Genomic DNA, 19,892 nt, shown 5'->3' on the forward strand with positions numbered 1-19,892 from the left:
GGCTCTCATCCCACCGGCCCGTGCTCGGACGATGCTCGGGCCGTGCTGAGAGTTTGTCGAGAGCGGTGCTACACGACCGCGCTTCTACACGACAGCGCCGCGCAGCACCACGTGCCGCGGCGACGCGAGCACGGAGATGTCCGCGCGAGGGTCCTCCGCGTACACGACGAGGTCGGCGGGGTCGCCCTCCTCGAGCACCGGCACGCCGAGGAAGGCACGCGCGCGCCACGAGGCCATCGCGACCACGTCGCCGGCGGGGACGCCCGCCGCGACCATCAGCGCCGCCTCGGCCGGCAGCGCGCCGTGGCCGATCGTCCCGCCGGCATCGGTGCCAACCAGCAGCGACACCCCGGCCTCGTGCAGGGCCGCCACGTGCGCGAACCGGCGCTCGTGCATCGTCCTCATGCGGGCCGCGTATCCCGGGAAGCGCCCCTCCCCTGAGCCGCGTATCCCTCGAAGTTCGCGACCTGCAGCAGGGTGGGCACCACGGGGATGCCGCGCGCCGCCGCCTCCGCCATATGGTCGGCCGTCATCCCGGTGCCGTGCTCGATGCAGTCGATCCCCGCGTCGAGGAGCGCGTCGATCGACTCCGTGGCGAACGTGTGCGCCGTGACGCGCGCGCCCGCCTCGTGCGCGGCGGCGATCCCCTCCGCGAGGACACCGGCGGGCCACAGCGGCGTGAGATCCCCGGCGTCGCGGTCGATCCAGTCGGCGATGATCTTGACCCAGCCGTCGCCCGCGCGCGCCTCCTCGGCCATCACGGCGGGCAGGTCGGCCACCTCGATCTCGCGCGCGTAGTGGCGCAGGTAACGCTTGGGGCGCGCGATGAAGCGCGCCGCGCGGATCAGCCGGGGGCGGTGTCGACCGCGTCGAGAAAGCGCGTGTCAGACGGCGAGCCGGCATCGCGGATGAGCAGCGTGCCCGCGTCGCGGTCCACGAGTGCCTGCTTGAGGGCGAGGTCGGCGTCGACCGCACCCCCGCTATCGAGGCCCACGTGACAGTGAACGTCGACCAGGCCGGGCACGACCACACCGTCGAGCGTGCGCTCGACGCACGGCGGCTCGGCGTAGGTGATCCGGCCGTCGACCACCCAGGCGCCGTCACGGACGTCGTCCTCACCCGCGAGGACGGGGCCGCTCAGCCGCAGCGCCACGTCAGCGCCCGAGGTACTTGCCCAGGTCGGCGCCCAGCTTCGAGGTGTCGACCTCCTGGGGCGGCTGCGCGCCCAGGCCGAAGGCTGAGCCCGGCGCAGGCGCGGCCGGGGTGCGGTTGCGGGCCGCCGCCTCCTGCTGCGCGCGCAGCGCGGGGTTGCCCGACTTTCCCTTGACCTTGCGCTGTGGCGCCTGCTTGCCCTTCGACTTCTTGCCGCCCGGCATGCCGCCGAACGCCCCGGGCCCGCCGCCCATCCCGGGCAGCTGCGGCATGCCGCCGCCACGGGCCATCGCGCGCATCATCTTCTGCGCGTCCTCGAACCGCTTGACGAGCGAGTTGATCTGCGCGACGGTCGTCCCTGAACCCGCCGCGATGCGCGAGCGACGCGAGCCGTTGAGAAGCTTGGGGTTGTCGCGCTCGGCGGGCGTCATCGACTGGATGATCGCCTCGGTGCGCGTGAGCTCGCGCTCGTCGAAGTTCTCGATCTGGTCACGCAGCTGGCCCATGCCGGGCAGCATCGTGAGCATCTTCTTCATCGAGCCCATGTTCTTGAGCTGCTGCATCTGGCTGAGGAAATCCGCGAGCGTGAAGTCCTCGCCCTGCGAGACCTTCTGCGCCATGCGCTCGGCCTCGGCCTGGTCGAACGTGCGCTCGGCCTGCTCGATGAGCGTGAGGATGTCGCCCATGTCGAGGATGCGCGACGCCATGCGGTCCGGGTGGAAGACCTCGAAGTCCTCGAGCTTCTCTCCGGTCGACGCGAACATGATCGGGCGGCCCGTGACCTCGGCGACCGACAGCGCCGCACCACCGCGGGCGTCGCCGTCGAGCTTGGTCAGCACCACGCCGGTGAAGTCGACGCCCTGCTGGAACGCGGTCGCCGTGGTGACGGCGTCCTGGCCGATCATCGCGTCGATGACGAAGAGGACCTCGTCGGGCTCGACGGCCTTGCGGATGTCCGCGGCCTGACTCATGAGCTCCTGGTCGATGCCCAGGCGGCCCGCGGTATCGACGATCACGACCGAGTGCTGACGCTGCTCGGCCTCCTTGAGGCCCTTCTTCGCGACCTTGACGGGGTTGCCGCGCGGGCGCTCGTCCTCGCGGGTGACGCCGGGCTCGGGGGCGAACACCGGGACTCCCGCGCGCTCGCCCACGACACGCAACTGCGTCACGGCGTTGGGGCGCTGCAGGTCGGCGGCGACCAGCAGCGGGGTGTGGCCCTGCTGCTTGAGGTGATGAGCGAGCTTGCCCGCGAGGGTCGTCTTTCCGGCACCCTGCAGACCCGCGAGCATGATGACCGTCGGGCCGGTCTTCGCGAACCGCAGGGTCCGAGCCTCGCCGCCCAGGATCGCGACGAGCTCCTCGTTGACGATCTTCACGACCTGCTGGCCGGGGTTGAGCGCGCCCGACACCTCGGCTCCCAGCGCGCGCTCGCGGATGTTGCTCGTGAACGTGCGGACCACGGGCACCGCGACGTCGGCGTCGAGCAGCGCGCGGCGGATCTCGCGGATGGTGCCGTCGATGTCCGCCTCGGTCAGGCGGCCCTTGCCCCGCAGGTTGCGGAAGGTCTCTGTCAGGCGATCGGAGAGGTTGGCGAACACGAATATCCCTTCACAGCGTGCCTTCCAGCCTACCGTCCCGCGCGCCTGCTCTCGGAGGCCAGCGCCGCGCGGGCCCGCACGGTCAGCGTCTCGACCAGTTGGGCGCGCCACGCGGTCCACGCCTTGGGGCCGGCCGCCTTCGCGTCCGCCTCCGTCAGGGCGCGCAGCACCTCGAGCATCTCCGCGCGACCCTCGACCGCCGCCAGCAGGTCGGCGACCGTCGCAGGATCCTCGGGATCGCGGGTGGTGGCGAACTCCGCGAGGGTGAGGTGCTCGCGCACCAGGAGCTCGAGGTCGTGGGCGGTCTCGCGAGACAGGCCGATGCGCGCGGCGAGTCTCGGAATGAGCGCAGCCCCGTCGATCGAGTGGTCCGTCGCGCCCGGTCGCTTGCCGATGTCGTGGAACAGCAGGGCGAGGAGCAGCAGGTCGGCGCGGGGGTGCCGCGGCGATGCTTGCCCGCGATGACCACCGCCTCGATCATGTGGCGGTCCACGGTGTACTGGTGGACCGGGCTGCGCTGCGGCCGGTTGCGCACGCCCTCCCATTCGGGCAGCCATCGCACCACGAGCCCCTCGAGGTCGACCGCCTCCCACACCTGCACGAGGTGCGCGCTCGCGCGCAGCAGGTCGCGCAGCGCGGTGCGTGCCTCCTCGGGCCAGGGCACGGGCAGGTCGGGACAGCGCCGCAGTGTCTCGAGGACGGTCGGCGTGAACGTCAGCCCCGTGGTCGCGGCGGCCGCGGCGGCGCGCAACGGGAGCACGGCATCGTCCTCTGCCCGGTACGCGGGCGCGAGGGCGAGCTCGCCGTCCACGTCGATCAGCCCCGTTGCGACGGGGACGTGGCGCGGTGCGGCGGCGCGACGGCGCGCGAGGAATGCGCGCGAGCCCACGCCCGACCGCTCGAGCGAGCGCCGCGCGCCACGCTCGGTGGTGTCGAGTGCGAACGCGATGGTGCGGCCCGCCTCCGCGATGGCCGCCAGTAGGTCGTCGGGGTCGGTGTAGCCGAGCCGTTGCGCCACCTCGGGGGCGAGGTGGCGGCCCAGGACGTTGACCGCGCGACCCGACTCGAGGTGAAGCGCGTCGCGCACGTCCATGAGGAACGCGCCGGCGTCGTCGACCGCGCCGTGCGGACGGTCCGTGAGCCACGTCGCGCTGAGCGCGGTGAGGCTCGTGAAGTCGCGCAGGCCGCCGCGGGCCTCCTTGAGGTGCGGCTCGATGAGGTAAGCGAGCTCGCCGTGCCGCTCGGCGCGCGCGCGGGACGCGGCGAGCAGGTCGGGCAGCCGCTTGCGGGCCGCCGCACGCCAGTCCTGGTAGATATGCGTGCGCGCGGTCTGCACGAGGTGCTCGTCGCCGGCCACGGGGTGCAGGTCGAGGAGTCCGGCGGCCGCGGCGAGATCCTTCGACGCCACCTGGCGACACTCGGTGAGGGTGCGCGTCGAGTAGTCGAGCTCGAGGCCCGCGTCCCAGATGGGGTACCAGAGCCGCTGCGCGAGCTCCGCGACGGCCTCCTTGGTGTGCGTGGTCCCGTCGTGCAGGATCACCAGGTCGAGGTCGGACGCAGGGCCAGCGTCGCCGCGGCCCACGGATCCCACCGCGCCGAACGCGATGCCCTCGCGCAGGCCGTCGGCGACCTCGTCCCAGTGCTCCTTGAGGTGGGCGAACACGAAGTCGGCCATGGCCTGCCTGCGTTCGCGGCCGCTCAGCCCGCTCGCGGCCAGTTGCTCGGCGTGTGCCCTCCTCAGACGCTTGAGGTCCCGCACCCCACGGGGGTGCGGGACCTCAGCGCGGGAGCCTTCACGGCTCTCCATCTGTCGTACGTCGTCCCTTCTTAGAGGGCGTCCGCGCCGTGCTCGCCGGTGCGGACTCGGGCCACGTCGTCCACGGGGACAACCCAGACCTTGCCGTCACCGATCTTGCCGGTCTGAGCGGCCGAGACGATCGCCTCGGTCACGACTCCGGCATCGGCGTCGTCGACCAGCACCTCGAGCCGGGTCTTGGGGACCAGGTCGACGGTGTACTCGGCGCCACGGTAGACCTCGGTGTGGCCCTTCTGGCGGCCGTAGCCGGCGGCCTCGGAGACGGTGACCCCCTTGACGCCCGCTGCCTCGAGGGCCGCACGGACCTCGTCGACGCGGTGGGGCTGGATGATCGCGGTGACCAACTTCATGGTTACTTCGCCTCCTCGTAAGCGGTCTCGCCGTGCTCGGCGAGGTCGATTCCCGACACCTCGACATCTTCGCTCACGCGAAGACCGCCGACTGCCTTGATCGCGAGGCCGATGAGGTAGGTCACCACGAAGGAGAACACCACGGCCACGAGAGCAACAACCGTCTGCGTGACGAGCTGCGTCATGCCTCCACCGTAGAACAGACCGTTCATCGGCGAGAGCTCCTCGCCTGCGCCTGCCCAGGTGGTGCCCTCGTCGAGGTTCGCGAAGAGGCCGATGAGGATGGTTCCCACGAGGCCACCGACGAGGTGGACGCCCACGACGTCAAGCGAGTCGTCGTAGCCGAACTTGTACTTCAGGCCGACGGCGAGCGCACAAAGCACACCGGCGACGAAGCCGATCGCGAGGGCGCCCCACGTGTCGACCGAGGCGGCCGCGGGGGTGATCGCCACCAGACCGGCGACCACACCGGAGGCGGCACCCAGCGAGGTGGGCTTGCCGTCGCGGATGCGCTCGACCAGGAGCCAGCCCAGCACGGCGACCGCGGGGGCCACGACCGTGTTGAGGAACGCGCGACCGGCGGTCGCGTCAGCGGCAAACTCCGAGCCGGCGTTGAAGCCGAACCAGCCGAACCACAGGAGCGCGGCACCGAGCATCACGAACGGCAGGTTGTGCGGCTTGAACGGCTCCTTGCCGAAGCCCTTGCGGGTGCCGAGCAGGAGGGCGAGCGCCAGGGCGGCCGCACCGGCGTTGATGTGAACGACGGTTCCACCGGCGAAGTCGATGGGCGAGGAACCCGTGAGCGGGCTGTCCCATCCGAGGATGCCGCCGCCCCAGACCGCGTGAGCGACGGGGAAGTAGACGATGGTGACCCAGATGGCCACGAAGGCGCTCCAGGCGCCGAACTTCATGCGGTCGGCAACCGAACCGGAGATCAGGGCCACCGTGATGATCGCGAAGGTGGCCTGGAAGCCCGCCATCACGAGGAACGGAACACCCGAACCGGCGGCGAGCGACGAGTCGTCCGCGATGCCGTTGAGACCGATGAAGTCGGCCGGGTTGCCGATGTAGTCACCGCTGCCGAAGGTGAGGCCGTAGCCATAGAGCACCCAGATGACAGCGACGATGGCGATGCTGATGAAGCTCATCATCATCATGTTGAGCACGGACTTCGCGCGAACCATGCCTCCATAGAAGAACGCCAAACCGGGCGTCATGAGGAGGACAAGAGCGGTCGCAACGATCATCCACGCGGTGTTGCCGGAGTCCAGCGTGAATTCCATTGTTTCTCTCCCTCCGCCAGCCGCTCGGCCAGCAGTAGTGTCAGACTCTCGGACTCCTGTTTCCCCCGCACGACCTCCATGTTTCCGAACGGTTACATCCGGCTCGCCCACGTAAAAGGTGCGTTGCGCAGGCTCGTGCGCGGGAACGATGCAGGGCGTCCGGGCGTCACTGGCCGAGCAGCGAGTCCACGAATCCCTCGGGGTCGAAGGGCGCCAGATCGTCGGCGCCCTCGCCGAGGCCGACGAACTTCACCGGCACGCCCAGCTCGCGCTGCACCGCGAGCACGATTCCGCCCTTCGCGGTGCCGTCGAGCTTGGTGAGGACGATTCCCGTGAGTGGCGCCACCTGACCGAACACCCTGGCCTGCGTGAGGCCGTTCTGACCGGTGGTCGCGTCGAGCACGAGCAGCACCTCCGAGGGCGGGCTCACCTTGGACACGACGCGCACGATCTTGCCGAGCTCGTCCATGAGCCCCTGCTTGTTCTGCAGGCGGCCGGCGGTGTCGACCAGCAGCACCTCCGCGGACTCGGCCCGCGCACGGTCGGCCGCCTCATACGCGACGGAGGCGGGATCGGCGCCGTCGACGTGCGCACGCACGACCGGCACGCCGACGCGCGCGCCCCAGGTCTCGAGCTGATCGGCCGCCGCGGCACGGAACGTGTCCGCCGCGCCGAGCACCACGGTGCGGTCCTGGGCCACCAGCACGCGAGCGATCTTGCCCACCGTGGTGGTCTTGCCCACGCCGTTGACCCCCACGACGATCGCCGTGTGGAGCGCGCCGTCGCCCGCCGCGCCCAGCGCGAGCGAGCGGTCCAGCGTCGGATCGACCACGTCGAGCAGCGCCGCCCTCAGCACGGCGCGCGGATCGGCATCGGGAGTGGCCTTGAGGCGCGCGCGAAGATCCGTGAGCAGGGCGTCGGTGGCGCCTGCACCGACGTCGGCGAGCAGCAGCGTCTCCTCGAGCTCGTCCCAGTCGTCCTGGGACAGCGATCCGCGCCGGAAGATCGCGAGCAGCGACTCACCGAGACCGGTGCCGAGCCTGCGCCGCAGCCTGCCGAAGCGGTGGTCGACCGCCTCGGGTGCCTCGACGGCGGTCTCGCGCGCCGGGGCCTCCCCTCGGAAGGCGCCTCGGGCGCGGGGGCGACCGCGGCATCGTCCCCCTGCGAGGGGCGCGGGGGTGCCGTGCGGGGCGGCGCGGGGCGCGGCGGCGCCTGACGCGCCTTGCCCACCACCGCGGCGGCGACGCCGCCGATCACGACGAGGCCCGCGATGAGGGCTACGACAAGGTCACTGTCACCAGGAATCCATGAGACGTCCACGGGAACAGTCTGTCAGGTTGTGGCGCGGAGTCAGCGGCGCGTGGTCTCGAGCTCGCGCGTCTCGGGGCGACCCAGCTTGCCCACGACGTCCAGGGTGGGCTGCGGACGCTCGACCTCGTCGAAGAGGTGCTCGCGCGGCGAACGCAGCTCCTCCTCACCCAGGAGCATGCGGACCACGCGCCTACCGCGACCCTCGGCGGCGAATGCCGCGACAAAGACCATCGCGGCGATGATCCCCGCGACCACAAGGGTTCCCATCATGGCGCTGAACACTGGCGACTCCTCCCGACCCGGCGGCACGCACCGGACAACTCCTACATTTGGGGCTCTCGGCCCCGTTGCTCTCAACGTCTCGCGGGCGCGGGTGTTCCCGCCTCGCGCGCGATCGCACGCTGACCAGGGACGGCGCGTCAGGCGGCGTCGTCGGTGAGGCGCTGGCTGATGACCGTGGTGACGCCGTCGCCGCGCATCGTGACGCCGTACAGCGAGTCGGCGATCTCCATGGTGCGCTTCTGGTGCGTGATGACGATCAGCTGCGAGTCCTCCTGCAGCTCCTTGAAGATCTCGAGGAGGCGTCCCAGGTTGACGTCGTCGAGCGCCGCCTCGACCTCGTCCATCACGTAGAAGGGGCTGGGGCGCGCCTTGAAGATCGACACCAGCAGCGCGACCGCCGTGAGCGAGCGCTCGCCGCCTGACAGGAGGGACAAACGCTTGACCTTCTTGCCCGCGGGACGCGCCTCGACCTCGAGGCCCGTCTCCAGCATGTTCGAGGGGTCGGTGAGGACGATGCGTCCCTCGCCGCCGGGGAACAGGCGCGGGAAGATGCGCTCGAATTGGGCGGACGTGTCCGCGAAGGCCTGCGCGAAGATGGTCTCGACGCGCTCGTCGATCTCCTTGACGATCTGCAGGAGATCCTCGCGCGAGCGCTTGATGTCCGCGAGCTGGTCGGTGAGGAACTTGTGACGCTCCTCGAGCGCGGCGAACTCCTCGAGCGCGAGCGGGTTGACGCGCCCCAGCTGGTTCATCGCGCGCTCGGCCTGGCGCAGGCGCTTCTCCTGGGCCTCACGCACGTAGGGCGTCGTGCGGGGTTCGGCGCGATCGTCGGACGCGTCGTCGTTGCCCGTCTCGTCGTCCGTGCGGTCGTCGTCGACGACCGGCACCCCCACGTGGGGGCCGTACTCCTCGATGAGCCGGTCCGGATCCATCCCCAGCTCGTCGACCGCGCGCTGACGCAGCTGCTCGAGACGCACCTTCTGCTCGGCGCGCGCGACCTCGTCGCGGTGTGCGTCATCCGTGAGTCGCGAGTACTCCGTCGCGAGCTCCTCGACGGTGCGGCGCACCTCGGCCAGCCGACCCGTGCGCTCGGCGCGGTCGGCCTCGACGGCGGCCCTGGCATCGTCCGCGCGCTGCACCGACACGTCGATAAGGGCGAGGGCGTCGCGGCTGCCCGCGATCACCTCGCGCGCCGCGACGGCCTGGCGCTCTCGGCGAGCAGCGGCCTCCTCGGCGCGCACGCGCGCCTCGCGTTCGGCGACCGCGGCGCGCTCGAGGCTCTCGGCGCGGGCCGCGAGGGCGCGGGCGCGCTCCTCGCACGTGCGCAGCGCGAGACGGGCCTCGGTCTCCTTGGCACGGGCGACCCTTGCGGCAGCCTCGTCCTCGTCGCGCCGCTCCTGGGCCTGGCGCGTGTCCGCCTCGAACTGCTCGGGCTCGGCCTGCGCGGCCGCGAGGCGCTCGGTGAGGCTCGCGAGCTCCTCCGAGTCGATCTCCATGCGCCCGTGCGCCTGCTCGAGCTGGACCGCGTGGCGCTCGGCCTCCGCCTTCGCCGCGCGCGCCTGCGCCCCCAGCCGGCCGAGCTGCTCCGCGACCGCGGCCATGCGCGCATCAGCCTCGTTGAGGCGGGCGAGCGTGCGCTCGTGCGCTCCCCTGGTCTCCGCCTCGGCCTCCTCGGCGGCTCGCAGGCGCTCCTGCGTGCGCTCGACCTCGATCGCGGCGGCGTCGCGTCGCTCGCGCGCGTCGTCGAAGGCGGCCTGCACATGGATGATGCTGGGCGCGTCTCCTGCGCCCCCCGACGCGTGTCGTCCGCCCAGCAGGTCCCCGCGGCGCGTGACAGCCGTGACCTCGCGATGAGCGGAGACGAGCGCGCGCGCCGCGGCGAGGTCGTCGACCACGGCCACGCCCGAGACCAGCGCTTTCACCGCATCGACCAGGCCGGAGGGCCCGTCGACCAGGTCGGAGGCCCACGCCGCGCCGGCCGGAAGCTCGATGTCGGGGTTGTGCGCCGCCGCCGTCGCGTCGGCGACCACGAACCTGGCTCGCCCGGCGTCCTCGTCGCGCAGCCACCGGATCGCGTCGACCGCGTCCTCGACAGAGTCCGCGGCGAGGGCGTCCGCGAGCGGACCAAGCGCACCCGCGATGGCGTCCTCGGCATCGTCCCTCACGTCGATCAACGAGGCGACCGTCCCGCGCACGGACTTCACGCCGCTCGCGAGCAGGGCGCCTGCGCCGTCCTTGCGGACCAGCGACAGCTCGAGGGCCTCGCCGCGCGCGGCCCACGTGTCGCGCTCGCGCATGGCAGCGTGGAGCGCGTCCTTGAGCTCGGCGAGCACGGCCTTGGCGCGCTCCCACTCCTCGGTGGCGGCCTCGTGCTGAATATCGAGGTCGTCCTCGCCCGCCTCCACGGAGGCCACCGAGGTCTCGACGACCTGGAACTCGCCCGTGGCGTCGTGCGCACGCTTCTCCGCCGCGGCGAGCTGCTCCTGCAGGCGACCGATCTCCGCCTCCGTCGACTCGACGCGCGAGCGCTTGGCCGCAACCTGGCCGGCGAGGCGTGCGACGCCCTCGCGACGGTCCGCGACCGAGCGCAGCAGGTTCGCATGGTGACGGTCCGAGGCGAAGGCCTGGGTCTCGGCGTCCTTGCGCGCCTCGATCGCGGCCTCGAGCTCGAGTTCGGCGGCGGCGACCTCGGCATCGAGCTCGACGCGTGCGGCGCGAGCGCGCTCGACCTGCTCGTCGAGGTCGACAAGGTCAGTGGGCGGGGCGGCGTCGATGGCCGTGCCGAGCATCCGCACGCGCTCCTCGGCGAGCGTTGCGAGGTTGCGCAGCCGCTCGCGGATCGCGCTGAGGCGATAGAACGTGTCGTTGGCCTTGGTGAGCGCAGGGGTGGCCTCGGCGGACAGCCGCTCGAGTTCGGCGAGCTGCGCGCGCGCCTCGCCCAGCGCGCGATCCACGGCGGCGCGGCGCTCGAGCAGCGCGGTCTCGTCGGCGTGGTCCTTGTGCATCGACTCGGTGAGGGTCGCGAGGTCGTCCGCGAGGAGCCGCGAGCGCGCGTCGCGCACGTCGACTTGGATGCGCTGCGCCTGGCGCGCGACCTCGGCCTGCTTGCCCAGCGGCCCCAGCTGGCGCCGGATCTCACCCGTCAGGTCCTGGACGCGCGTGAGGTTGGCCTGCATCGAGTCGAGCTTGCGCAGCGCCTTGTCCTTGCGGCGGCGGTGCTTGAGGATGCCGGCGGCCTCCTCGATGAAGTGGCGGCGGTCCTCGGGGGTCGCGCGCAGGACGGCGTCGAGTTGGCCCTGACCCACGATCACGTGCATCTCGCGGCCGAGTCCCGAGTCGGACAGCAGGTCCTGGATGTCCATGAGACGGCACGGCGACCCGTTGATCGCATACTCCGAGCCGCCCGAGCGGAACAGCGTGCGGCTGATCGTGACCTCGGTGTAGTCGATCGGCAGCGCGCCGTCGGTGTTGTCGATCGTGAGCGAGACCTCGGCACGGCCCAGCGGCGCGCGCCCCGACGTGCCGGCGAAGATCACGTCGGCCATCTGCCCGCCGCGCAGCGTCTTGGCGCCCTGCTCACCCATGACCCACGCGAGCGCGTCCACCACGTTGGACTTGCCCGAGCCGTTCGGGCCCACGACGCACGTGACGCCCGGCTCGAACTCCAGCGTGGTCGCCGACGCGAAGGACTTGAATCCCCTCAGCGTCAGCGTCTTCAGATGCATGGGTGCGAGTGTAGGGGAATCACCTCAGCGGTCAGGTGAGGCACCGCCGAGGGGAAGGGTGGGCGATCGTGTCTTGCGGACCCCGTGTGTGGCCCTCTAGGTTCCCACGCGGTCGAGCTCGGCGTCCTCGACCTCAGGGTGCTTGTCATGCGCGGTGGCGAGGAGCACCTGTCGCTTCGCGCCCCAGTAGTCCATGATCGCGAACAGCAGGCCGGAGACCACGAAGGTCATGTGGAGTCCGATCCTCCACGCAACGGACGTGTAATCGGCGTCCTCGCCCTTGCCGTCGATTGCCACGAAGTCCTTGAGGAGCAGGATCACCGAGATTGCGACCAGAGACCCGATGAGCTTCATCTTGAGGCCCGAGAAGTCGACGTGTCCCATCCACGACGGACGGTCCTCGTTGCCCTTCGCGGCCTCCATCTTCGACACGAAGTTCTCGTAACCGGCAAAGATCACGATCACGATGAGGTTGCCGAGTAGCGCGATGTCGATAAGAGACAGGATCGCGACAGTGATGTCGTCGGCTTCGGTCTCAAGGGAGAACTCGGCAATGAGGTGCCACAACTCGGTGAAGAACTTCACGCTCACGAGGCCAAGCCCCGCGATGAGACCGACATACATCGGGGCAAGGAGCCAACGGCTCGCAAAAAGGCCGCGTTCGAGGGCGTGCTCGAGGGACGTCATCATGGGGACTCTCTCTCCGGGACTGAAAGTGGCTGCTACGGCGTCAGATGCCGGGGAACCAGATGCCGATCTCACGCTCGGCGGACTCGGGTGAGTCGGAGCCGTGCACGATGTTGTGGATCACCGGCAGGTCCCACGTGCGCGCGAGGTCGCCTCGGATCGAGCCGGGAGGCGCGGTGGTGGGGTCGGTAGGGCCGGCGAGGACGCGGAATCCTTCGATCACGCGCTGGCCCTCGGCAACCACCGCGAGCACGGGGCCCGAGAGCATGAACTCGACCAGGGGGTCGTAGAAGGGCTTGCCGACATGCTCGGCGTAGTGCTCGGCGAGCAGTTCGGGGGTCGCCTTGCGCAGTTCGACGGCGACGAGCGTGTAGCCCTTCGCCTCGATCCGCCTCAGGACCTCCCCCGACAGGCCGCGCTTCACGCCATCGGGCTTGACCAGGATGAGGGTGCGTTCCGTCATGGCGGGAAGCCTAGCCTGCGCGCGCGCAGGGGTCTCCCCGGTGGCCGGCGGTGGGTCCCTGGCTGGTTTGCGGCGGGTCCCTGGCTGGTCGACGGCGGGTCCGGCGCCCTCGCGCATCGCCTGGCGCGATTTCCGGCCCCGAATGGGCCTTGGCGCATCGCCTGGTGCGATTCTGGGGCTGAGTCGGGCCGGGTGTGGGCCGGGTCAGCCGGCATGACGCGGGGTGGAGCGTGGCGCGGGGTCGGCCGGGTCAGCCGGCATGGCGCAGGGTGGAGCGTGGAGCGGGGTGGGCCGGGTCAGCCGGCATGGCGCGGGGTGGAGCGTGGCGGGGCGGGCTGGGGTGAGTTCGATGGAGAAATCGCACTACGCGATGCGCGAGGCCCGTTTCGGTCCCGAATTCCGCAAGATCCTCTGCGCTAGGCCCACCACGGCCCCACCGCCGCCCACCACGGACCACCACGACCCACCAGGACCCCGCGGGATGCGTGACAGGATGGACCCGTGATCACGCTCGACGACTTCGACACGTTTCCCGACTTCCCCGTCGAGGGGATCCTCTTCTACGACATCTCGCCCATCCTGGCGAGCCCCGAGCGCTTCCGCGAGGCCTGCATCCAGCTGATGCCGCCCGCTGGCGCCCAGGTGGACGTCGTGGCAGGCGTGGACGCGCGCGGCTTCATCTTCGCTCCCGTGGTGGCACAGACCCTCGGGGTTGGCATGACCATGGTCCGCAAGAAGGGCAAGATGCCCGGCGTCGACCTGCTCGAGTCCTCCGCGAGCATCGAGTACGGCTCGACGGACCTCACGGTGAGCGCCGGCCCGATCGAGGGCCGCCACGTGCTCGTGATCGACGACGTCCTCGCGACCGGCGGCACCGCCCGCGCGGTCGCAGAGATGCTGACGCGCGGCGGCGCCGCCTCCGTGCGCTTCAGCTTCCTCATGGAGCTCGCCGGCCTCGACGGCCGCGCCGCTCTCGAGGGCTTCGAGGTGACCTCGGCGGTCGTGGTCTAAGAAGCCGCCGGGCGCGTCCGGCTCCGACGGCTAGCGCCGGTAGCCACCCGACCACCGCACCGCGAGCAGCACGAGCGGCACGAGGATGAGCGCCGCGAAGGACACCTCAAACGCGATGAACCCCTGGCTGATCTCCAGCGTGGGTGGGTCGAGCGAGCGTAGGTAGCCCGCGTGCGTCGCAATCCCGGTCACGAGGATCGCTCCCGACGCGACGATGATCCCGATCAGCAGCCACGGCGGAAGCTGGCTCGTACCAGGGTGCTCGCGCACGAACCGCGCCCACCGCGTGAGCGCGTAGAACACCGCGACGTTGAGCAGGATCAGCCCGGCGAACAGCAGCGCGTAGACCGCCGGCGACGGCCTGCCCTGGTCGGCGAACGCGTACAGCGAGGCATGCTCGAGCTGCCAGAAGATGAGCGCCAGGCCCAGCACTCCCAGCGCGAGCGCACCCCATGCGCCACAGGAAGCCGCTCACGCCTGCGCGTCCTCCGCAGCAGAGTCACCCGCGGTGGGCCCACCTTCAGCAGACCCCTCGGCGGCAACCCGCTCGGCGCGCTCACGGTCGATCCGCCCGCCCAGCCGCAAGCCCGTGATCCATAGCGCGAGGAACATCACGCCGATCACGGCAATGGTCGACTCGGCCAGCCCCGCGACGAGCATCGGTACCTGCAGGACCCAGCCCAGCCATCGTCCCCACCGGCGGCCCTGCTTGCCCGCCGCATAACCCAGCAAGATCACGAATCCCAGCCCGCCGCCCCACAGCAGCCAGGCCGGCAGGTCGAGTTCGCCCGCGCGGGTGAGGCCCCACAGGACCAATACGGCGAACAGCGCCGCGAGTGCCTGCAGCGCGAGCACCGCCTGCGTGAACACCAGCGTCGCGGAGCGCTGCGGCCGCGCGGTCATCGCGCGCGCCCCGATCCCTTGCGGCGGTCGGCGCCGGTCAGCACGCGCGCCTCGGCGACCAGCGTGATCGACCCCACCACGAGCACCCCCGCGCCCAGATCGTTGTCGCGCTCGGCGCGCTGCACTGCCGCGTCGAGCGCGTCGGGAACGGAGTCCGCGATCGTGACGCGGTCCTCCCCGAAGACCTCGGCGGCGAGACGCCCGAGGTCCTCCACGGGGATCGCTCGCGGAGAGGACGATGCCGTGACGACCACGTGATCGAGCGCGCCTTCCAGCGCGGCCAGGATTCCTTCCGCGTCCTTGTCCTCCAGGATCGCGACCACGCCGACGAGCGTCTCGAACGCGAACGACTCCTCGAGCGCGCTCACGAGGGCCTCGACACCGTGCGGATTGTGCGCGGCGTCGACGAGAATGAGCGGCGCGGTGCGCACCGCCTCGAGCCTGCCGGGCGACGTGACCTGCGCGAAGGCGGTCTCGACGGGCTCACCCTCGAGCGAGGCGGGCGCCCCGCCGTCCGCGAGCAAGAGCTCCACGGCCGCGAGCGCGAGCAGCGCGTTGTGCGCCTGGTACGGCCCGTAGAGCGGCAGGAACAGGTCCTCATAGGTCGCCGCGGCCGTGCGCAGCGAGACCATCTGTCCGCCCACTCCCGGCTGGCGGTCGACCACCTCGAGCTCGACTCCCTCGCGGAAGGCACGCGCGCCGCGCTCGGCGATCGCGGCGTCGAAGACGGGCGTGACGGACGCGGACTGCTCGGCGATGACCACCGCGGCGCCGTCCTTGATGATGCCGGCCTTCTCCGCCGCGATGTCCGCGAGCGAGTCGCCCAGCCACTGCTGGTGATCGAGGCCAACGGGCGTGATCACCGCGACGTCTCCGTCCGCGACGTTGGTCGCGTCCCACACGCCGCCCATCCCCACCTCGACCACGGCCACGTCGACGGGCGCGTCGGCGAACGCGGCGTAGGCGAGCACGACGAGCACCTCGAAGAAGCTCATGCGCGGGCCGCCGGCCTCCACGGAGCGCGCGTCCACCAGGTGAATCAGCGGCGCGACGTCGAGCCACAGCCTCACGAAGTCCTCGCGCGCGATTGGCTCGCCGTCGATCTGGATCCGCTCGCGCACCGTCGTCAGGTGCGGCGACGTGAACAGCCCGGTCCGCAGGCCGTGCTCGCGCACGAGCGACTCGGTCATGCGTGCCGTGGAGGTCTTGCCGTTGGTGCCCGTGAGGTGGATGACCTTGAAAGCGTGCTGGGGGTTGCCGAGCAGGTCGCAGGCCTCCCTCACGCGGTCGAGGGTCGGTTCGAAGTCGTGCTCGGGGTTGCGGGAGACGATGTGCGCGTAGATCTCGCGCTCGGCCTCCTCGAGGCTCATGCCACCGAGGTCAAGGTCGCTCATGGTGGCAAGTCTGTCACGGACCGGCGACGCGCCCCCTCATGTCAACCAGTTGACAACCGGCATGTCAACATGTTGACATGGACGCATGACCGAGCCCACCACCTTCCTCCTCCATCGCGTGGTCGCGGAACTCGACGCCTACGCCGACACCGTGCTGCGCCAGGACTACGGGGTCACCTTTGCGACCTTCAACTTCCTCGCCGCCGCCTCAACGCTGCCGGGGCTCGACGTCACGGCCCTCGCGCGCTGCGCCGGTATGTCGAAGGCGGCCGCGAGCAAGCGCCTCCCCACGCTCGTCAGGGACGGCATGCTGACCGCGAGCCCCGACCCTCACCACGGGCGCCGGCTGCGGATCGACCTCACGCCGCGCGCGCTCGCGCTGGTCGAGCACGCCACGGAGCGCCTCGAGCGTGAGTTCGCCGCGATGCTCGCCTCGCGCCCCGACCTCGACGAGTCCGTCCTGCGCGACCAGCTCGAGGGTCTCGCCCACGCACTGGAAACCCTGCCCGACCCCACCCCCACCTCAGGAGAGTCATGAGCACCATCGCCGTCGTCATCGGACACCCGCTCCCCGGCACACTCACCTCGCGCCTCGCGCACGCGTATGCCGAGGCCGCCCGCGCGCACGCTGACGTCACTGTGTTGGACCTCTCCCAGCACTCCTTCGCCCTTAACCCCGCCACCAGGGAGGATCTTCGCGCGCCCGGCGGCGGCATCGGCCACCTGGACGAGCCCGTCACCGCGATGATCGACGCCCTGCGCGACGCCGACCACCTCGCGTTCTTCTACCCGCAGTGGTGGGGCACCTATCCGGCGGTCTTCAAGGCGTTCGTCGATCGCGCGATTCTGAGCGGCGTCGCCTTCGAGTACCGCGACCGCCTGCCACGGCGACTGTGGACCGGCAAGACCGCGCGCCTCACCACGACGATGGACTCGCCGCGATGGTGGAATGCGATCATCTATCGCGACGCCATGATCGCCTCGATGCGGTGGGCGACCCTATGGTTCGTGGGCGTCAAGACCGTGGGCGTGCGCCGCCTTCCCGAGGTCAGGCGCGCCTCCGACGCGCGCCGCGAGCGCTGGATCACCCAGGCGGCACGCGACGGCGAGCGTGACGGCAGGCGCGTGGCGGCGCGCACGCGCGCTCGCACGCAGGGGAACGATGCCGGGGTCGCCTACGCGGAGACGGCGCCCGAGTTCCCCGCGTCCTCCGTCGGCTGAGGCTGAGCCGCGGCGACACCCGTGTCCTCGACAGGCGCCCCGTCCATCACGGCCTGAGCGTCCACCGTGCGCGGCAGGTGCGTCTCCTGGAGATGGCGGCGGGCCTCGGCCACGAGCGTGATGGACCCGGCCACGAGCACTCCCGCCTCGCCCGGAGCCTCAGACGCGAGGGTGGTCGCCATCTGAATCGCATCGGGCACGCTGGGGGCGACGCGCACGCGGTCCACGCCGAAGACCATGCGGGCCTTCTCCGCGAGCCGCTCGGCCTCCGCGGCGCGGTGCGAGCGCGTCTGGGTGATGACAACCTCATCCATCACGCCGGCGAGGCCCGCGAGGATGCCTTCCGCATCCTTGTCCGCGAGCACCGCCACGACACCGACGAGGCGGTCGAAGTCGAAGGTCTCGCGGAGGGTGTCCGCGAGCGCCGCGATCCCGTGCGGGTTGTGGGCCGCGTCGACGATCACGGTGGGCTCGGCGGACACCACCTCGAGCCGTCCCGGCGAGGTCGCGCCCGCGAAGCCGCGGGCAACGGCGGGCAGGTGGAGGGCGCGCGGCACGCCGGCGCCCAGGAACACCTCGCACGCGGAGAGCGCGATGAGCGCGTTCTGCGCCTGGAACTCGCCGTGCAGCGGCACGAAGACGTCGACGTAGTTGCGCGAGGCCGTGCGCAGCGTCATCACCTGACCACCTGGCACCACGCGGCGGTCCGAGACGGCCATGTGCGCGCCCTCCCAGAAGATCGATGCCTGGCGCTGAGCGGCCGCGGCGACGATCACCTGGGCGGCCTCGTCGCGCTGGAGCGCGCTCACCACGGTCGCGCCGGGCTTGATGATGCCGGACTTCTCGTGCGCGACGCCGGGCAGCCCGCCCGTGAAGTACTTGTCGTGGTCGAGCGCCATCGGGGTGAGCACCGCGACGCGCCCGTCGGCGACGTTGGTCGCGTCCCTGAGTCCGCCGATCCCCACCTCGAGCACCAGCACGTCCACCCGAGCGTCCGCATATGCGGCGAAGCCCAGCACGGTGAGCACCTCGAAGAAGCTCATGCGCGGGCCCCCGCGCTGAATCGAGGCCTGGTCGACAGCGTGAATCGCGGGCGACACCTGCTGCCACAGGCGCACGAGCGCGTCCTGCGCGAGCGGAGCGCCGTCGATCATGATGCGCTCGCGCAGCGTCGTGAGGTGCGGCGACGTGAACAGTCCCGTGCGCAGCCCGTGGGCGCGCAGCAGCGACTCGAGCATGCGGCTCGTCGAGGTCTTCCCGTTGGTGCCCGTCACATGGATGATGTCGAGCTCGCGCTGCGGGTCGCCAAGCAGCGACAGGGCCTGCGCGACTCGCAACAGCTTGGCCTGATGATCGGCCTCGGGGGTGCGGGCGAAGATGTGCGAGTCGATCTCGCGTTCGGCCTCGGAGAGGCTCAGTTCGGGGAAGACATCCGTTGTCACGAGGGTCAATTGTGCGGCACGAAATTGGGTGCTCGCGACACTTTGGTCACGCGTGTGCGGCGCCGATGCGCGATGGCAGGTTGAGCAGGCATCTTGCGCAGGTGGGAGGGCGGTCTGGGCGCGCCTGACGACACGCCGATGCGCGACACGCCGCGCGGTCCAGGCGCGCCGGCGGGAAGCGCTCTCGGGAGGCCCCGCGCGACGAGGCGGGCTACGGTGATGCGAGGAGGTCACCATGTCCGCACTCGTCATCTGTGGAGCCCCGGCAGCGGGCATGCCCGGCGCCCCATCGCGACTGGTCGACCCCGACTCCCCGCGGTGCGCGCGACCGATTCGGGGCTCCTCAGGGGCGACGGGGTCTTCGAAACGGTCGGCATTCACGGGGGCCGCCTCCACGACCTTGAGCCGCACCTCGAGCGGCTCGCTCAGTCCGCGGCCATGCTCGACCTCCCCACGCCCGATCTGGGAGTCTTTCGCGAGGCCGTGGCCACCGCGGCGCACGCCCTGCTGGCGGACTTCGCGGAGCCTCCGGCCACCGCAATGTGCAAGATCGTCTACACCCGCGGCGAGGAACACGCGCCTCCGCCGGGACGCCCCACGGGCTTCGTGCTCGCGGAACCCTTTCCCGATGTCTCACACGACCGCGCCGAGGGAGTCTCGGCAGTGGTTCTCAACCGCGGCTACCCGCGCGGCGTAGGCGAGCAGGCGCCGTGGCTGCTCGCCGGGGCCAAGACACTGTCGTATGCCGTCAACATGGCGGCGCTGCGCCACGCTCACGCGCGCGGGGCCAAAGACGCAATCCTCGTCACGACGGACGGCTATGTGCTCGAGGCCCCGCGCTCGAGCGTGCTCGTCAGGGTGGGCCAGCGCGTCGTCACTCCCGCCGTCGAGGGCGGCCTGCTCCACGGCACCGCGCAGCGCGCGGCCTTCGCATCGCTCGAGGCGCACGGATTCGCGTGCGAGTACCGGGACGTGCACATCGAGGAGCTCACCGAGGCCGACTCGGTGTGGCTCACGGATTCGGTGCAGCTCATGCGGCCGGTGCGCGAGCTCGACAGGCGCGAGCTCCCCATCGACGCCGCGCTGACCGCGACGGTCAACGAGGACCTCCTCTCGCACCCCTGACGCACGGCGCTCGCCTCAGTTCCCCCACACCCCCGCGGCTCCGCCACACGCCCACACCCCCGCGGCTCCGCCACACGCCCACACCCCCGCGGCTCCGCCACACGCCCGCGCTCCGGAACCGCGCTGAGC

Annotated in this window: 20 protein-coding genes and 2 pseudogenes; 4 read left to right on the plus strand and 18 right to left on the minus strand. The window is 71.2% G+C overall.

What is annotated here, in order from left to right:
* Window positions 1-84 precede the first annotated feature (84 nt).
* The 14 genes and pseudogenes from QUE44_RS14365 to ndk form a co-directional block, all read right to left on the minus strand.
* Window positions 85-405, minus strand: a complete 321-nt coding sequence (locus QUE44_RS14365; protein ID WP_433997186.1) for an amidohydrolase family protein — start codon at window positions 403-405, stop codon at window positions 85-87.
* The gene (locus tag QUE44_RS14370) at window positions 402-779 is read right to left on the minus strand and encodes an amidohydrolase family protein (protein WP_433997187.1); all 378 of its coding nucleotides are present in this window, start codon (window positions 777-779) and stop codon (window positions 402-404) included. The genes QUE44_RS14365 and QUE44_RS14370 overlap by 4 nt, the downstream gene beginning before the upstream one ends.
* A 65-nt stretch (window positions 780-844) precedes the next feature.
* Entirely contained in the window at window positions 845-1,153 is a 309-nt protein-coding gene (locus QUE44_RS14375) for a hypothetical protein (RefSeq protein WP_433997188.1), read from the minus strand.
* Window position 1,154: 1 nt separating this feature from the next.
* Window positions 1,155-2,750, minus strand: coding sequence for a signal recognition particle protein (gene ffh / locus QUE44_RS06045; protein ID WP_286216449.1), 1,596 nt, complete (start codon window positions 2,748-2,750; stop codon window positions 1,155-1,157).
* A 29-nt stretch (window positions 2,751-2,779) separates the two neighbouring features.
* Entirely contained in the window at window positions 2,780-2,929 is a 150-nt protein-coding gene (locus QUE44_RS06050) for a hypothetical protein (protein WP_286216808.1), read from the minus strand.
* Between the two features lie 18 nt (window positions 2,930-2,947).
* Window positions 2,948-3,307, minus strand: a pseudogene (locus QUE44_RS06055) (HD domain-containing protein); the annotation flags it as partial.
* A 485-nt stretch (window positions 3,308-3,792) separates the two neighbouring features.
* A pseudogene (locus QUE44_RS14030) lies at window positions 3,793-4,557 on the minus strand ([protein-PII] uridylyltransferase family protein); the annotation flags it as partial.
* Window positions 4,558-4,577: 20 nt separating this feature from the next.
* Window positions 4,578-4,916 carry a P-II family nitrogen regulator gene (locus QUE44_RS06065; RefSeq protein ID WP_286216451.1) on the minus strand — a complete coding sequence of 113 codons (339 nt, stop codon included), beginning with the start codon at window positions 4,914-4,916 and terminating at the stop codon, window positions 4,578-4,580.
* A 2-nt stretch (window positions 4,917-4,918) separates the two neighbouring features.
* The gene (locus QUE44_RS06070) at window positions 4,919-6,199 is read right to left on the minus strand and encodes an ammonium transporter (protein ID WP_286216452.1); all 1,281 of its coding nucleotides are present in this window, start codon (window positions 6,197-6,199) and stop codon (window positions 4,919-4,921) included.
* Window positions 6,200-6,365: 166 nt separating this feature from the next.
* Entirely contained in the window at window positions 6,366-7,250 is an 885-nt protein-coding gene (gene ftsY / locus QUE44_RS06075) for a signal recognition particle-docking protein FtsY (protein WP_433997193.1), read from the minus strand.
* 299 nt (window positions 7,251-7,549) lie between these two features.
* Window positions 7,550-7,792, minus strand: a complete 243-nt coding sequence (locus QUE44_RS06080; RefSeq protein WP_286216454.1) for a hypothetical protein — start codon at window positions 7,790-7,792, stop codon at window positions 7,550-7,552.
* A 137-nt stretch (window positions 7,793-7,929) separates the two neighbouring features.
* Window positions 7,930-11,517: a chromosome segregation protein SMC gene (gene smc / locus QUE44_RS06085; RefSeq protein WP_286216455.1), complete on the minus strand. Its 3,588-nt coding sequence runs from the start codon at window positions 11,515-11,517 to the stop codon at window positions 7,930-7,932.
* A 96-nt stretch (window positions 11,518-11,613) separates the two neighbouring features.
* Complete coding sequence (locus tag QUE44_RS06090) at window positions 11,614-12,207, minus strand: TIGR00645 family protein (RefSeq protein ID WP_345379159.1); 594 nt, start codon at window positions 12,205-12,207, stop codon at window positions 11,614-11,616.
* A gap of 40 nt (window positions 12,208-12,247) precedes the next feature.
* Window positions 12,248-12,667 carry a nucleoside-diphosphate kinase gene (ndk, locus tag QUE44_RS06095; protein ID WP_286216457.1) on the minus strand — a complete coding sequence of 140 codons (420 nt, stop codon included), beginning with the start codon at window positions 12,665-12,667 and terminating at the stop codon, window positions 12,248-12,250.
* Window positions 12,668-13,168: 501 nt separating this feature from the next.
* On the opposite strand from ndk, the gene QUE44_RS06100 reads away from it, so the two are divergent.
* A complete protein-coding gene (locus QUE44_RS06100) occupies window positions 13,169-13,678 on the plus strand; it encodes an adenine phosphoribosyltransferase (protein WP_286216459.1) in 510 nt (169 codons plus the stop codon).
* Window positions 13,679-13,708: 30 nt separating this feature from the next.
* Here the strand turns inward: QUE44_RS06100 and QUE44_RS06105 are convergent, their stop codons facing one another.
* From QUE44_RS06105 to QUE44_RS06115, 3 genes are read right to left on the minus strand one after another with little or no spacing between them, the layout of a single operon-like run.
* On the minus strand, window positions 13,709-14,110 hold the full coding sequence (locus QUE44_RS06105) for a hypothetical protein (RefSeq protein WP_286216461.1): 402 nt from the start codon (window positions 14,108-14,110) through the stop codon (window positions 13,709-13,711).
* A gap of 39 nt (window positions 14,111-14,149) precedes the next feature.
* Window positions 14,150-14,581: a DUF4233 domain-containing protein gene (locus QUE44_RS06110; protein ID WP_286216462.1), complete on the minus strand. Its 432-nt coding sequence runs from the start codon at window positions 14,579-14,581 to the stop codon at window positions 14,150-14,152.
* Complete coding sequence (locus QUE44_RS06115) at window positions 14,578-15,975, minus strand: bifunctional folylpolyglutamate synthase/dihydrofolate synthase (RefSeq protein WP_286216464.1); 1,398 nt, start codon at window positions 15,973-15,975, stop codon at window positions 14,578-14,580. Before QUE44_RS06115 ends, QUE44_RS06110 begins: the two co-directional genes overlap by 4 nt.
* 85 nt (window positions 15,976-16,060) lie before the next feature.
* On the opposite strand from QUE44_RS06115, the gene QUE44_RS06120 reads away from it, so the two are divergent.
* Both QUE44_RS06120 and QUE44_RS06125 read left to right on the plus strand, forming a co-directional pair.
* Complete coding sequence (locus QUE44_RS06120) at window positions 16,061-16,513, plus strand: MarR family winged helix-turn-helix transcriptional regulator (protein ID WP_286216465.1); 453 nt, start codon at window positions 16,061-16,063, stop codon at window positions 16,511-16,513.
* A complete protein-coding gene (locus QUE44_RS06125; protein WP_286216466.1) occupies window positions 16,510-17,196 on the plus strand; it encodes an NAD(P)H-dependent oxidoreductase in 687 nt (228 codons plus the stop codon). Before QUE44_RS06120 ends, QUE44_RS06125 begins: the two co-directional genes overlap by 4 nt.
* Here QUE44_RS06125 and QUE44_RS06130 read toward each other — a convergent pair.
* Window positions 17,151-18,638: a bifunctional folylpolyglutamate synthase/dihydrofolate synthase gene (locus QUE44_RS06130; RefSeq protein ID WP_286216467.1), complete on the minus strand. Its 1,488-nt coding sequence runs from the start codon at window positions 18,636-18,638 to the stop codon at window positions 17,151-17,153. The two genes, QUE44_RS06125 and QUE44_RS06130, sit on opposite strands and share 46 nt — an antisense overlap.
* A gap of 318 nt (window positions 18,639-18,956) precedes the next feature.
* Here QUE44_RS06130 and QUE44_RS06135 point away from each other — a divergent pair, with 318 nt between their 5' ends.
* The gene (locus tag QUE44_RS06135) at window positions 18,957-19,763 is read left to right on the plus strand and encodes an aminotransferase class IV (RefSeq protein WP_286216468.1); all 807 of its coding nucleotides are present in this window, start codon (window positions 18,957-18,959) and stop codon (window positions 19,761-19,763) included.
* The last annotated feature ends 129 nt before the right edge of the window (window positions 19,764-19,892 follow it).

The sequence above is a fragment of the Demequina sediminis genome (assembly GCF_030296675.1).
GTDB classification, from domain to species: Bacteria; Actinomycetota; Actinomycetes; order Actinomycetales; family Demequinaceae; genus Demequina; species Demequina sediminis.

What these genes read in the sequence shown, in the direction of transcription:
- QUE44_RS06065 (WP_286216451.1), bottom strand. Translation starts at nt 4,916, where the DNA reads ATGAAGTTGGTCACCGCGATCATCCAGCCCCACCGCGTCGACGAGGTC.
- smc (WP_286216455.1), bottom strand. Translation starts at nt 11,517, where the DNA reads ATGCATCTGAAGACGCTGACGCTGAGGGGATTCAAGTCCTTCGCGTCG.
- QUE44_RS06125 (WP_286216466.1), top strand. Translation starts at nt 16,510, where the DNA reads ATGAGCACCATCGCCGTCGTCATCGGACACCCGCTCCCCGGCACACTC.
- QUE44_RS06090 (WP_345379159.1), bottom strand. Translation starts at nt 12,207, where the DNA reads ATGATGACGTCCCTCGAGCACGCCCTCGAACGCGGCCTTTTTGCGAGC.
- QUE44_RS14365 (WP_433997186.1), bottom strand. Translation starts at nt 405, where the DNA reads ATGAGGACGATGCACGAGCGCCGGTTCGCGCACGTGGCGGCCCTGCAC.
- QUE44_RS06120 (WP_286216465.1), top strand. Translation starts at nt 16,061, where the DNA reads ATGACCGAGCCCACCACCTTCCTCCTCCATCGCGTGGTCGCGGAACTC.
- QUE44_RS06070 (WP_286216452.1), bottom strand. Translation starts at nt 6,199, where the DNA reads ATGGAATTCACGCTGGACTCCGGCAACACCGCGTGGATGATCGTTGCG.
- QUE44_RS06050 (WP_286216808.1), bottom strand. Translation starts at nt 2,929, where the DNA reads ATGCTCGAGGTGCTGCGCGCCCTGACGGAGGCGGACGCGAAGGCGGCC.
- QUE44_RS06110 (WP_286216462.1), bottom strand. Translation starts at nt 14,581, where the DNA reads ATGACCGCGCGGCCGCAGCGCTCCGCGACGCTGGTGTTCACGCAGGCG.
- QUE44_RS06115 (WP_286216464.1), bottom strand. Translation starts at nt 15,975, where the DNA reads ATGAGCGACCTTGACCTCGGTGGCATGAGCCTCGAGGAGGCCGAGCGC.
- ndk (WP_286216457.1), bottom strand. Translation starts at nt 12,667, where the DNA reads ATGACGGAACGCACCCTCATCCTGGTCAAGCCCGATGGCGTGAAGCGC.